The following is a 12,282-nucleotide window of genomic DNA, read 5'->3' on the forward strand; positions in this document are numbered from 1 at the left end:
CCCCGGTGTGCAATCCCGGGGTCTAGTTTTCCCGCATCGAGCGGTACCCGGAAGCAACAAGCGACCGCTCGTTACCTGGCCAGTTGGTCGGCCAGTTCTACCTGGACCGGCCGGCCCGCACCGGCAAACGCGGCGGCGCCTGGATGGACGATGTGCGAGCCCGCTGGCTGCGCCCCGACACCGGCGCGCTGCAGACGCCGGTGGCGCACCTGGTCTGCAACTTCGCCGACGGCGTGGGCGGCAAGCCCGCCCTGCTCACGCATGACGATGTGACCACGCTGTTCCACGAGTTCGGCCACGGCCTGCACCACATGCTGACCCAGGTGAACGAGCGCGATGTCTCCGGCATCAGCGGCGTCGAGTGGGACGCGGTCGAGCTGCCCAGCCAGTTCATGGAAAACTTCTGCTGGGAATGGGACGTGCTCAAACACATGACCGCCCATGTGGACACCGGCGAGCCCCTGCCGCGTGCGCTGTTCGACAAGATGCTGGCCGCGAAAAACTTCCAGAGCGGCATGCAGACCCTGAGGCAGATCGAGTTTTCGCTGTTCGACATGCTGCTGCATACCCAGTGGCAACCGGAGGGTGATGTCATGGCCCTGCTGGCTGAAGTTCGCAAGGAGTATGCGGTGATCATGCCGCCGCCCTACAGCCGCACCGCGCACACATTCAGTCACATTTTCTCGGGTGGCTATGCCGCTGGGTACTACAGCTACAAATGGGCCGAGGTTCTCTCGGCCGACGCTTATGCCGCCTTCGAGGAGAGTGCACAAAGCGCCACACCTGCAGGTATAAACACCGATGCCGGAACCCTGCCCAGCACCGTTACGGTAGAAACTGGCAGAAAATACCGCCAGGCCATCCTGGAAGCGGGTGGCAGCCGCCCGGCGATGGAATCCTTCAAGGCCTTTCGGGGCCGCGAACCCTCGATCGATGCGTTGCTGCGCCACCAGGGCATGGCGTGAGAGACCCCAAAACGGAGCTGGTATGACCTTATCGAACGCTATTAAATTTGCAGCAGTCAGCGCAGCAATGGTGCTGGTTTCTGGTGCTTTTCCTTCCCTTTCCCAGGCCCAGCAGGTCTACCGCATCGTCGGCCCGGACGGCAAGGTGACCTTCTCCGACCAGCCACCACCGGCGGCAAGCAAGGCCAAGGTCACGGCGGCCAATACCGGTGGCGCCGGGGGCATCGCCACTGCCTCGCTGCCTTTTGAGCTGCGCAAAGTCGTCGGCCAGTACCCGGTGATCCTTTACACGGGTGCGAACTGCGCCCCTTGCGCTTCTGGCCGCTCCATGCTGACCACCCGCGGCATTCCCTTTGCGGAAAAAACAATCTCAACGATTGAAGACCAGAAGGCACTGCAGCGCCTCAGCGGGGACAGCTCCCTGCCCTTCATGACCATCGGCAGCCAGCAGCTGAAAGGCTTCTCCGACGCGGAATGGACACAGTTTCTTGACGCAGCGGGTTATCCGAAATCATCGGTGCTTCCGTCCAGTTACATCCAGACGGCTGCCACGCCTCTGGTCACAGTCGCGCCAGCGGCTGAGCCCGCCACCACCGCGGCCCGACCCCAGGGACCGGCCGCACCCGCCGCCCCGTCGGTAACTCCTCCACCCAGCAATCCCGCCGGAATCCGCTTCTAGGCCTGACAGGCATTGCCGCGTTCAGCGCGGCAGCCAGCCCAGGCCGGCTGAGGTGCCGCCCGGCTGCCCGCCTTTTTTCGGGCGGTACTCACAGCCCAGCCAGCCGTCCCAGCCACAGGCCTGCGACACCTCGTCGATCACGTCGAACAGGTAGGAGTAGTTGACTTCCCCGATGTCGGGTTCGTGCCTCTCCGGCACGCCGGCAATCTGGAAATGGCCGACCCTCCCGGTGGGCAGGTACTGGCGTATCTTCATGGCTACATCACCCTCGACGATCTGGCAGTGGTACAGGTCCATCTGCACCTTGAGGTTGGGCGCACCGACCTCGGCCACGATCTCGTGCGCGTGGTCCTGCCGGTTCAGAAAGAACCGCGGCACGTCGCGCGTGTTGATCGGCTCGATCAGCACATCGCGTCCATGTTTGGCGGCCTCGGCCGCTGCCCAGTGCAGGTTGGCAACATACAGCGGCCGCAGCGCCTCGCGCTCGCTCCCCGCTTCCACCAGGCCGGCCATCAGGTGGATGCGCGGGCAATCCAGTGCTTCTGCATACGCCAGGGCCATCAGCACCCCGGTGCGAAACTCCGCTTCGCGGCCCGGCACCGCGGCGGTGCCCCGGACGCCGGACTGGTCCCAGGCCTGGGCAATGGACGCCGCATCGGTGCCGCCCGGCGGCGCATTGAACAACACCTGCTGCAAGCCATTGCCCTTCAGGCGTGCGGCCAGCTCCTGCTTGCCGAATGCATAGGGGAAAAGAAACTCCACCGCCTTGAAGCCATCTTTCGCGGCCGCCTCGAAGCGGTCCAGAAAGGGCAACTCGGGGTACATCATCGACAGGTTGGCGGCGAATTTAGGCATGGTCGTTTCTTGAAGATGCTATTGAATGGATAGCTGCCAGCGCTTATAAATAAAGGGCTGCAGGCCGATTCGACTCTAAAATCCTACCAGCGGGCGCCGAAGGTCTGGCGCAGCTCGTCGATCTGCGCAGCACTTAGAGGCTGCACCGGGGCGTTGCCCAGGCACAGCAGCCGGGCGGTTTCCTCGAGTTCCTCCAGCACGGCCATGGCCGCCGCCGGGTTCTGGTGCCAGACATTGGGCCCCAGCCGCGCCAGCATCACCGCCCGTAGTGGTGTGCCCTGCCGGCCGTAACGCGTGATGGCCTGTGCCACCAGCGCCGCTGCCGCCGGGTCACCCGGTCGGTGATAGGCGATGACCGGCACATGGCCAACCTTCATGACGAAATAGGGCGTGAGCGCCGGCAGCAATTCCTCGCCGGTGGCACGCAGGCTCAGCGCCACGCAATGTGTGCTGTGGGTGTGGATCACGCAGGACGTCGCCGGGTCAAACGCGGAGGCTGCCGCATAGGTGCCGGCATGCAGCGCGATCGTTTTGCTCGCGGTATCACCGCTGAGCTGCTTCGCATCGGCATCGAGCCGGGCCAGCCGCGCCGGATCCAGGAAACCCAGGCAGGCGTCGGTCGGCGTGATCAGGAAGCCGCCACCCGCCGAGGCATCGAGCCGCACGCTGATGTTGCCGGCGGTGGCATGCACGTAGCCGCGATCGAACAGGCTTTTGCCGACGCGGCAGATTTCTTCTCTGGCCTGGTTTTCGGTCAATACGGTCATGCCGACCGCCGGGCCGCCCCAAGGGAGGCATAGGCCCCCTCGGGGGGCAGTGCAGCCGCAGCGCGGCAAACGTGGGGGCGGTAGTTCATGCGAGCATCGTAAAGGCTTTGGTGAAGAAATCGTCAGCGCCGAAGTTGCCGGATTTCAAGGTCAGATGCAGGCCTTCCTGCGAAACAAGGTCGCTCTGTGCGTGACACCAGGGCACACCGGGGTCGATTTGCGGACCGATCTGCATCTGCGTGATGCCCAGCGCCTGCACGCAGGCACCCGAGGTTTCGCCGCCGGCAACCACAAGCTGGCGCACGCCCAGCTGCACCAGGCCGCGCGCCACCGCGGCCAGTGTGGCTTCGACCATGGCGCCGGCTTCTTCCACGCCAAGCCTGCCCTGCACGGCCTTGACGTCGCCGCTGTCAGCGGTGGAATACACCAGCACGGGCCGATGGGCCAGCAGTGGCCGCGCCCAGGCCAGCACCTCGGCCACCACATCGACACCCGAGGCGATGCGCAGCGGATCGATGGCCAGCGCAGGATGGCCCTGCTTCATGAAGTCCAGCACCTGCCGGTTGGTCGCCAGAGAGCAGCTGCCCGACACCACCGCCTGCAGCCCGCCGACGGCCGGCAAGCGGCTGGCCTGGTCCGAGGGCGTGATGCCGAAGTTGGCCGGCAGGCCGATGGCCACGCCGGAACCAGCCGTCACCAGTGGCATGCCTTTGAGCGCAGGGCCCAGGCGCAGCAGGTCATCGTTGGACACGGCATCCACGATGGCCACGCCCACACCTTCTGCCTGCAATTGCGCCATGCGCTCGCGCACCGCCGCCACGCCGCGCGCCACCACCTTGTGGTCGATCAGGCCGACACGCCGTTTTGTCTGCGACTGCAGCACCCGCACCAGATTCGCGTCCGCCATGGGCGTCAGCGGGTGGTTCTGCATGCTACTTTCAGAAAGCAGCACATTGCCGACAAACAGGTAGCCCTTGAACACCGTGCGCTGGTTGTCGGGAAAGGCCGGCGTGGCGATCGTGAAGCTTGTCTTCAGCGCGTCCATCAGCGCCTCGGTCACCGGGCCGATGTTGCCGCGGGCCGTGCTGTCGAAGGTCGAGCAGTACTTGAAATAGATCTGTTGCGCGCCCTGCGCCTGCAGCCACGTCAATGCGGCCAGCGATTCGGTGACGGCCTGGGCCGGCGGCATGGTGCGCGATTTGAGTGCAACCACCACGGCGTCGACTTCGGTGCCCAACGGCCCTGACGGCACGCCAATCGTCTGCACTACCCGCATGCCGGCGCGCACCAGGTTGTTGGCGAGGTCTGTCGCGCCGGTGAAATCGTCAGCGATACAACCGAGCAATAGCGCCCCCACGCTCGCCACTCCGTGTGCTTCGCTGCCCCCCGAGGGGGCGCTGCGCCTGCGGGCCGGCAAAGCCGGACCCGCGGCCCCGGCTGGTTTAAGAGGTTCCACGCCACGCTGAATGCTGCTCATGGTTTTTTCGGCAACTCGATGCCCGGGAATATCTTGATCACCGCACTGTCGTCCTCTTTCGCAAAACCGGCGGTCGAGGCCTGCATGAACATCTGGTGTGCTGTCGAAGACAGCGGCAGTGGAAACTTGCTGGCGCGCGCCATGTCGAGCACGATGCCGAGGTCCTTCACGAAGATGTCCACCGCCGAGAGCGGTGTGTAGTCGGCTGCCAGTACATGCGCCATGCGGTTTTCGAACATCCAGCTGTTGCCGGCGCTGTGTGTGATCACCTCATAGAGCGCGGCCGGGTCCACGCCTTCGCGCAGGCCCAGCGCCATGGCTTCGGCGGCCGCGGCGATGTGCACACCCGCCAGCAGCTGGTTGATGATCTTGACCTTGCTGCCGGCCCCCGCCGCATCGCTCAGCTTGTAGACCTTGGCAGCCATGGCTTTGAGAACAGGCCCGGCTTTCGCATACGCAGCCGGCGCACCGGAAGTCATCATGGTCATCTCGCCGCTGGCCGCCTTGGCGGCGCCGCCGGAGATCGGCGCGTCGATGTAGAGCAGGCCCAGCGCAAGGAGGCGTTTTTCCAGCGCCATCGACCAGTTCGGATCGACGGTGGAGCACATCACAAACACGCTGCCGGGTTTCATGGCCGCCGCGCAGCCGCCGGGGCCGAACAACACCGCCTCGGTCTGCACCGCATTGACGACGACCGACACCACCACGTCACAAGCGGCGGCGAGTTCTGCCAGCGAGGCACAGGCTACACCACCACCTTCGGCAAATGCCTGCGCAGCTTCTGGCCGCACGTCAAACACATGCACCTGGTAGCCGGCACGGCGCAGCGACTGCGCCATGCCGCTGCCCATGGCACCGAGACCGATCACTCCTGCAAGCTGGCTCATTGACTCACTCCTTCAGCCGGGATATGCCCGGTTTTCTCTATTCATATTGTTATCATACAAATTATAGCGATCAGCAGGGCCCAGTTTTTCCGGTCGGACGCACCCGAAGAAAGACAGCCAGGGCTCAGTGCACGCCGGCTTGGGGAAGCAACGCACTGGCCAGCTGCACACCCTCCTGCTGCCAGAAAGCCGGATCGGCCTGCTCGATGCGGCGGATGGCGTTGTCCATGTGGCGAGCCGCAGCCTGCCGCGCCTTCACGGCATCACCAGCCTCAATGGCCTGGGCTATCGCTTCATGTTCCGCTCGCACCTGCCCGACAAAGTCGGCGCGGCGGGCTTCGTTAGCGCGGGTGACACGCGTGACGCCACGCAGGAACTGGCGCAGGTAGTCCAGCGTGCTGATGAGAAACGGGTTTTGCGCCGCGTCCGCGATCGCGCGGTGGTAGTTCACATCTTCCTCGGCGCCATCCCCGCCGGCCTTGACGGCCTTGTCAAGCGCCGCTATTGCCTGGCGAATGCGCTTGACGTCGGCGGTCGTGCGGCGTTGTGCGGCCAGCGCGGCCACCTCGGCCTCCAGCGCGCGGCGCACCTCCACCATCTGGATGACGGCCTGCCTGGAGGCAGCGGAGCGCGTGTCGAAATTCAGCGGCGCAAATGCGGCGCGCCGCACAAACACCCCGCTGCCTTGGCGCGATTCCACCAGGCCCAGCGACTTCAGGCGCGAGACCGCCTCGCGCACCACCGTGCGGCTGACGGCGAACTGCTCGACCAGTGCCGCTTCGGTCGGCAGCTTCTCGCCCGCCGCCGGCCTGCCGGCGCGGATTTCGGCCGACAGAGCCTCGGCCACCTGTTCCGAGAGGTGAACACCGGGCGTGATGGACTGGAAACGGTGGGTCATGGGCGCCTGAAATTTGTCGTACAACTCTACAACATCCGGCTTGCCGCTTCCGCGAGATTTAAAACACCAGGGTCTTGACGCCGGTTTCCGTGCCCAGCAGGCAGACATGCGCTTTCTGGAAGGCGAACACCCCCACCGTCACCACCCCGGGCCACTGGTTGACCTGGGACTCGAAGGCCAGCGGCTCGCTGATCTTCAGGCCGGTCACATCCAGGATGTGCTGGCCGTTGTCTGTGACCAGCGGCGCCCCGTTTTTCAGGCGCAGGGTGACCGTGCCGCCGAGGGCCTCAAACTGCCGCCGGATGCGCTGCGCCGCCATGGGAATCACTTCCACCGGCAAAGGGAAATGGCCCAAGGTCTGAACCAGCTTGGATTCATCGGCAATACAGACAAACTTGCGCGACTGGGCAGCCACGATTTTTTCGCGCGTGAGCGCCGCGCCGCCGCCCTTGATCATGTAACCCGCATGGTCGATCTCGTCCGCGCCGTCGATGTACACCGCGAGCTCCTCCACATCGGCCGCCTCGAACACCGTGATGCCCAGCGCCTTCAGGCGTTCGGTGGAGGCCACCGAGCTGGACACTGCGCCGGCAATCGTGTCCTTGATGCCGGCCAGCGCGTCGATGAACTTGTTGACGGTGGAACCGGTGCCGACACCGACGATGCTGCCGGGCTCGACATAGCTGAGGGCGGCCTGGCCGACCAGTGTTTTGAGTTCGTCTTGGGTCATGGTGGGAAGGTTGTGAGGTTTGCGACAATGGCTAAGCGCACCGCACTATCGCCAAGAACAACCCAAATTATCCAATGTCCCTGCTGCCTTACGCCCTCGCCCGCCCCTTTTTATTTGGACTCGATGCAGAAACGGCCCACGAACTGACCATGGCCTCGCTGGCCCGCACCCAGGGAACACCGCTGGCATGGGCCTACTGCTCGGGCCGTGTTGACGATCCGGTGGAACTGGCCGGGCTGAAGTTCGCCAACCGTGTGGGCCTGGCCGCCGGGCTGGACAAAAACGCGCGCTGCATCGACGGCCTGGCCGCCATGGGTTTCGGATTTGTCGAGGTCGGCACGGTCACGCCGAAAGCGCAGCCAGGCAACCCCAAGCCACGCATGTTCCGCCTGCCGCAGGCCAACGCGCTGATCAACCGGCTCGGCTTCAACAACGACGGGCTGGACGCCTTCATCAGCAATGTGCAGAAGTCCGGCTTTCGCCGGCAGACCGCCAAACACCCGCTGCTGCTGGGCCTGAATATCGGCAAGAACGCGGCAACACCGATTGAAAACGCGGTCGATGACTACCTGCTCTGCCTGGACGGCGTCTATCCGCATGCCGACTACGTGACCGTCAACATCTCCAGCCCCAACACCAAAAACCTGCGCGCTCTGCAGAGCGATGAGGCGCTGGACGCCCTGCTGGGCCGTATTGCCGAACGGCGCGAAGTACTGGCAACGCAGCACGGCAAACGCGTGCCCATCTTCGTGAAGATCGCGCCCGACCTCGACGAAGCCCAGGTGGACGTGATTGCCGCAACGCTCAAGCGCCACGGCATGGACGGCGTGGTCGCCACCAACACCACCCTGAGCCGCGACGCAGTGAAAGGGTTGGCGCACGCAGAGGAAGCCGGTGGTCTGAGCGGCGCACCGGTGCTGGCAGCCAGCAACCGCGTGATCGGCCAGCTGCGCGCGGCGCTCGGCAAAAGTTTTCCCATCATCGGCGTGGGCGGCATCATGAGCGGCGCGGACGCCGTCTCCAAGATCCAGGCCGGCGCCGACGTGGTGCAGATTTACACCGGGCTGATCTACAAGGGGCCGGAGCTGGTCACCGAGGCTGCGCTTGCCATCAAAAAGAGCCGCTAGCCCAATAGACTCAGCGCAGACAGCTATTGAATTGGTAGCAGATCCCGAAATACCGGGCAGTTTTACGCCAGCTACTCCGCCAGCAGTTTCGCCGCCTCCTGCTTGCCCATCTTCCTCAGGCTCGCAATCGCCGGCAGCTGGCTGGCCCGGGGGCGGGTCTTGCCGTCTTCCCATTTGTAGACGGACTGCGCCGACACGTTGAGAATTTTCGCAACAGCCGCGGCCGTCAGGCCGAGCCGGCGCCGCTGGGCGGCAAATCCCTTGGCGCTGAAACGCAGGCCGCTGCCGGTTTTTTCTTCCGGTGCAGCGGAAGCCTGCCCCCTTTTCCCCGATTTGAGCAAACGGCTGAGCTGTTTTTCGAGGTCCAGCACGCGCCTTTTCAGGGCGGCGATATCTGTACGGTATTGCGACGACGCTTTTTTGAGCGGCTGGGTTTCGGCGCGTGCATCCTTGCGTGCGACGCGGGAGATTTCTGCCTTCAGAACGGTTGCGATATTGGGCACGTCAATAAACTCCTGATTGAATGGGCCATGGCTTCTCCTCCAATTGTAGGAGGCGCGAATCGTGGGCAGCATAGCAGGCCACCCGCCCGCGGCGCCGGCACCGAGGGCCAGCAAGCTGCGGGCCAGATGCGGTGCACCGGGGCCAGGCGGCGCCGGACGCTATGTATATGATAGCTAGCTGCGCGCGCAGCTATTAGTCTGGAAGCCAATTTCCTCATCGTCAATCGGGCACAAACCGTTCCTTGAACCTGAGCTCGTCTTCCGGCAGTTCCAGCGTGACGAGCTGCCCCATCTTGTTGTCGGCCAGCCGGCAGGCCGCGAACAGGCTGTACTTGCCCTTCAGGTTGTAGCTGTCCATGTCGATCAGCATGTAGGGATAAGGCACAAACACGCGGTGCAGGAAGATGGTGCGGTGCCGGTTGCGCGGTGACGGGAAAAGCTTGTAGTCGTCGGTGGTGATGCTTTGTGCGGTGGCCATGCGGTGTTGTGAGTATGGGAAGCGCAAACGCTCAATGGTGGCTCAATAGTGCGGTGGAAGGTCGTCGGCGCTGCGGCCCGGCTGGCGGGTGCCGGCTTCAGGGAGTTGCTGGCGCAATTCGCTGACCTCGCGCATCAGCAGGTCAATTTGCTGCTGCTGACGGACGATGACCTGGTTCAGCTGGTCCAGCAGGTCTTCGCTGAAGCTGGCCTTGATTTCCAGCTCGGTCAGGCGTTTGTTTATCTCTTGTTCGGCATCCATGCTCCCTATTGGACACGAGTTTCGCCGCCCCGCCCGGCCGGCGCATCCAGCACCACCCACACCGGGGCGTGGTCGCTCGCGTGTTCCTCGCCGCGCACCCAGCTGTCCACGCCCGCCGCCTGCAGGCGGGGCGCGAGTTCGGCATTGAGCAGGACATGGTCGATGCGCAGCCTGGCGTTGCGCTTCCAGTGCTGGCGGAAATAGTCCCAGAAGGTGTAGATGCGTTCGTCGGGATGCAGGTGACGCAGGCTGTCCACCCAGCCCTGGCCCAGCAGTTCCTCATACGCGGCCCGGCTTTCGGGCTGCAGCAGCGCGTCCTTGCGCCAGGACTTCGGATCGTAGATGTCGAAGTCGGTCGGCACCACATTGAAGTCGCCGGCCAGCACCACCGGATGGCCCGAGTTGTACAACGCTTGCGCATGCTGCTGCAGGCGCCTGAACCAGGCCAGCTTGTAGTCGAACTTCGGGCCCGGCTGCGGATTGCCATTGGGCAGGTAAAGGCAGGCGACGATGATGCCGTCCACCGCAGCCTCCAGGTAACGGCTCTGCTCGTCCTGCAGGTCGCCGGGCAGCTCGCGCCGTATCTCGAGCGGCTCCGCACCCTTCGAAAGAATGGCCACGCCATTCCACGAGCGCTGGCCCTTCCACAGTGCGTGGTACCCGGCCTCGCGCAGTTCGGCCTGGGGAAATACGCCGTCCAGCGCCTTGAGCTCCTGCAGGCAAACCACGTCGGGCGCAGCCCTGTGCAGCCAGGCCAGAAGATTGGGCAGGCGCGCCTTGATGCCGTTGACGTTGAAGGTGGCCAGTTTCATCGGCGGGGGCTGGTCTTGCGGTTGGGCATGGCTGTTCCTTCCTTCGGTGCGTGTTCGGTGTGTATCACTGCCCGAGACCTTAAGCCCGGCACCGGGGCCAGCTTGTCGGACAAGGCCGCAAGCCGCCGGCCCCCGGGCTTGCTGCCCGGAGCACCTCAAAACAGCATAAAAACACCCACAAGCCCTTATGCAGCCGGCGCAAGCAGCTATACGTTTTGAAGCAATTCGCTGACATGGCGGCCTATCGCCAGTGAGCTCGTCAGGCCCGGCGACTCAATGCCGAACAGGTTGACCAGCCCTGGCACGCCATGCACGGCCGGGCCCTGGATCAGGAAGTCCCCGGCAGGCTCGGTGGACGACTGGATCTTCGGGCGGATGCCGGCATAACCGGGAATCAGCGCGCCATCGGGCAGGTCCGGCCAGTACTTGCGTACCTCGGCATAAAACGCATCGCCGCGCCGCGGGTCCACCACCAGGTCGTCGGGCGAATCCACCCACTGCACGTCGGGGCCGAACTTGGCCTGGCCGCCCAGGTCGATGGTCAGGTGCACGCCCAGCCCCGCAGCCTCGGGCACGGGGTAGATCAGCCGGCTGAAAGGCGAGCGCCCGGACAGCGTGAAGTAGTTGCCCTTGGCGTAATGGCTGGGCGGCACATGCTGCACATCCAGCCCCCCGAAACGCCGCGCCAGCGCCTGCGCGTGCAGGCCGGCGGCGTTGACCACGGTTCGGGCTGCCAGTTCGGTGCCGTCTTCTGCTACCAGAACGATAGCTGATGGCGCGCATTGCGCCTGGGCCAGCGGCGAATTGAGCACCACGATGCCACCGGCGTTCTCAAGGTCGCCCTGCAGCGCGAGCATGAGCGCATGGCTGTCCACGATGCCGGTTCCGGGTGATTGCACCGCCGCCGCACAGTCCAGTGCAGGCTCGAGCGCCTGCGCCTGCTCGCGCGTGAGCAGCACCAAGTCGTGCACGCCATTGGCGGCAGCCTTGTGGATGATGGCCTGCAGCTGGGGAATCTGCGATTCATGGGTGGCGACGATCAGCTTGCCGCAGCGGCTGTGGGCAATGCCGCGCTCTGCGCAATAGCTATACAGCAAGTCCTTGCCTTCCACACACAGCCGCGCCTTGAGCGAGCCCTGCGGGTAATAAATGCCGGCGTGGATCACCTCGCTGTTGCGCGAACTGATGCCCGTGCCTATGCCATCCGCGCTTTCCAGCACCATCACCTCGCGCCCCTGCAGCGCCAGCGCACGCGCCACCGCCAGCCCGACAACGCCGGCGCCTATCACCACCACATCCACGCTGTCCATCACTACCTCTGTTCAAAACCGTCGATGACCTGGACCGCATTGCTGCCCAGCGCTTCGGCCGCATAACCGCCTTCGAGCACAAACACCGTCGGCAGCCCGAGCGCGGCCAGGCGCCGGCCCAGCCGGTGGAAATCTGCCGGCTGCAGCGCAAAGGTGGAAATCGGGTCTCCCTCGAAAGTGTCCAGCCCCAGCGACACCACCAGCGCCTGTGCGCCGTGTTTGGCGATGCGCAGGCAACCCTGCTCCAGTGCGTCGAACCACGCTCCCACCGACGAGCCGGCCGGCAGCGGCAGGTTGAAGTTGAAGCCCTGTCCGGCGCCCTCGCCTGTTTCATCGGCATGGCCCAGGTAGAAGGGGTATTCGGTGCGCGGGTCGCCATGCAGGCTGACAAACAGCACGTCGGCACGGTCGTAAAAAATGCTTTGTGTGCCGTTGCCGTGGTGGTAGTCCACATCGAGAACGGCCACGCGCTGCGCGCCGCCGTTGCGCAGCGCCTGCGCCGCAACGGCAGCATTGTTCAGAAAGCAGTAGCC

14 protein-coding genes and 1 pseudogene are annotated in these 12,282 nt (G+C 64.7%); 3 read left to right on the forward strand and 12 right to left on the reverse strand.

What is annotated here, in order from left to right:
• Together WA904_RS20570 and WA904_RS20575 are read left to right on the forward strand one after the other, a co-directional pair.
• Positions 1-965 (forward strand): annotated as a pseudogene (locus tag WA904_RS20570) (M3 family metallopeptidase); the annotation flags it as partial.
• 22 nt (positions 966-987) lie between these two features.
• Entirely contained in the window at positions 988-1,644 is a 657-nt protein-coding gene (locus tag WA904_RS20575; RefSeq protein ID WP_425198993.1) for a glutaredoxin family protein, read from the forward strand.
• 21 nt (positions 1,645-1,665) lie between these two features.
• On the opposite strand, the gene otnI is transcribed toward WA904_RS20575, so the two are convergent.
• The 6 genes from otnI to rpiA all read right to left on the reverse strand — a co-directional run bounded on the left by otnI (position 1,666) and on the right by rpiA (position 7,258).
• The gene (gene otnI / locus WA904_RS20580) at positions 1,666-2,499 is read right to left on the reverse strand and encodes a 2-oxo-tetronate isomerase (RefSeq protein ID WP_425198994.1); all 834 of its coding nucleotides are present in this window, start codon (positions 2,497-2,499) and stop codon (positions 1,666-1,668) included.
• An 83-nt stretch (positions 2,500-2,582) separates the two neighbouring features.
• Positions 2,583-3,257 carry an aldolase gene (locus WA904_RS20585; protein ID WP_425199006.1) on the reverse strand — a complete coding sequence of 225 codons (675 nt, stop codon included), beginning with the start codon at positions 3,255-3,257 and terminating at the stop codon, positions 2,583-2,585.
• A gap of 94 nt (positions 3,258-3,351) precedes the next feature.
• A complete protein-coding gene (otnK, locus tag WA904_RS20590) occupies positions 3,352-4,623 on the reverse strand; it encodes a 3-oxo-tetronate kinase (protein ID WP_425198995.1) in 1,272 nt (423 codons plus the stop codon).
• Positions 4,624-4,739: 116 nt separating this feature from the next.
• Positions 4,740-5,630, reverse strand: a complete 891-nt coding sequence (ltnD, locus tag WA904_RS20595; protein WP_425198996.1) for an L-threonate dehydrogenase — start codon at positions 5,628-5,630, stop codon at positions 4,740-4,742.
• Between the two features lie 124 nt (positions 5,631-5,754).
• Positions 5,755-6,528, reverse strand: coding sequence for a FadR/GntR family transcriptional regulator (locus WA904_RS20600; protein WP_425198997.1), 774 nt, complete (start codon positions 6,526-6,528; stop codon positions 5,755-5,757).
• Between the two features lie 58 nt (positions 6,529-6,586).
• A complete protein-coding gene (gene rpiA / locus WA904_RS20605; RefSeq protein WP_425198998.1) occupies positions 6,587-7,258 on the reverse strand; it encodes a ribose-5-phosphate isomerase RpiA in 672 nt (223 codons plus the stop codon).
• A gap of 74 nt (positions 7,259-7,332) precedes the next feature.
• Here rpiA and WA904_RS20610 point away from each other — a divergent pair, with 74 nt between their 5' ends.
• Entirely contained in the window at positions 7,333-8,385 is a 1,053-nt protein-coding gene (locus tag WA904_RS20610; RefSeq protein WP_425198999.1) for a quinone-dependent dihydroorotate dehydrogenase, read from the forward strand.
• A gap of 71 nt (positions 8,386-8,456) precedes the next feature.
• Here the strand turns inward: WA904_RS20610 and WA904_RS20615 are convergent, their stop codons facing one another.
• From WA904_RS20615 to WA904_RS20640, 6 genes are all read right to left on the reverse strand, one after another.
• A complete protein-coding gene (locus WA904_RS20615; protein WP_425199000.1) occupies positions 8,457-8,960 on the reverse strand; it encodes a helix-turn-helix domain-containing protein in 504 nt (167 codons plus the stop codon).
• A gap of 148 nt (positions 8,961-9,108) precedes the next feature.
• Positions 9,109-9,366: a hypothetical protein gene (locus tag WA904_RS20620; RefSeq protein ID WP_425199001.1), complete on the reverse strand. Its 258-nt coding sequence runs from the start codon at positions 9,364-9,366 to the stop codon at positions 9,109-9,111.
• 42 nt (positions 9,367-9,408) lie between these two features.
• Positions 9,409-9,627, reverse strand: a complete 219-nt coding sequence (locus WA904_RS20625; RefSeq protein WP_425199002.1) for a SlyX family protein — start codon at positions 9,625-9,627, stop codon at positions 9,409-9,411.
• Between the two features lie 5 nt (positions 9,628-9,632).
• Entirely contained in the window at positions 9,633-10,439 is an 807-nt protein-coding gene (gene xth / locus WA904_RS20630; RefSeq protein ID WP_425199003.1) for an exodeoxyribonuclease III, read from the reverse strand.
• A gap of 206 nt (positions 10,440-10,645) precedes the next feature.
• Positions 10,646-11,749 (reverse strand): NAD(P)/FAD-dependent oxidoreductase, encoded by a 1,104-nt coding sequence (locus WA904_RS20635; RefSeq protein WP_425199004.1) that lies wholly within the window; start codon positions 11,747-11,749, stop codon positions 10,646-10,648.
• Between the two features lie 2 nt (positions 11,750-11,751).
• Positions 11,752-12,282: histone deacetylase family protein (locus WA904_RS20640; protein WP_425199005.1), on the reverse strand; the 531-nt coding region annotated here is incomplete at its 5' end.

Origin of the sequence: Polaromonas sp. (genome assembly GCF_049790275.1) — a bacterium.
Lineage (GTDB): Bacteria > Pseudomonadota > Gammaproteobacteria > Burkholderiales > Burkholderiaceae_C > Polaromonas.

Bases quoted from the DNA above. Each gene is read 5' to 3' on its own strand.
- WA904_RS20575 (WP_425198993.1), top strand. From the start codon at position 988: ATGACCTTATCGAACGCTATTAAATTTGCAGCAGTCAGCGCAGCAATG.
- WA904_RS20615 (WP_425199000.1), bottom strand. From the start codon at position 8,960: ATGCTGCCCACGATTCGCGCCTCCTACAATTGGAGGAGAAGCCATGGC.
- xth (WP_425199003.1), bottom strand. From the start codon at position 10,439: ATGAAACTGGCCACCTTCAACGTCAACGGCATCAAGGCGCGCCTGCCC.
- WA904_RS20610 (WP_425198999.1), top strand. From the start codon at position 7,333: ATGTCCCTGCTGCCTTACGCCCTCGCCCGCCCCTTTTTATTTGGACTC.
- WA904_RS20625 (WP_425199002.1), bottom strand. From the start codon at position 9,627: ATGGATGCCGAACAAGAGATAAACAAACGCCTGACCGAGCTGGAAATC.
- WA904_RS20600 (WP_425198997.1), bottom strand. From the start codon at position 6,528: ATGACCCACCGTTTCCAGTCCATCACGCCCGGTGTTCACCTCTCGGAA.
- WA904_RS20635 (WP_425199004.1), bottom strand. From the start codon at position 11,749: ATGGACAGCGTGGATGTGGTGGTGATAGGCGCCGGCGTTGTCGGGCTG.
- rpiA (WP_425198998.1), bottom strand. From the start codon at position 7,258: ATGACCCAAGACGAACTCAAAACACTGGTCGGCCAGGCCGCCCTCAGC.
- ltnD (WP_425198996.1), bottom strand. From the start codon at position 5,630: ATGAGCCAGCTTGCAGGAGTGATCGGTCTCGGTGCCATGGGCAGCGGC.
- otnI (WP_425198994.1), bottom strand. From the start codon at position 2,499: ATGCCTAAATTCGCCGCCAACCTGTCGATGATGTACCCCGAGTTGCCC.
- WA904_RS20620 (WP_425199001.1), bottom strand. From the start codon at position 9,366: ATGGCCACCGCACAAAGCATCACCACCGACGACTACAAGCTTTTCCCG.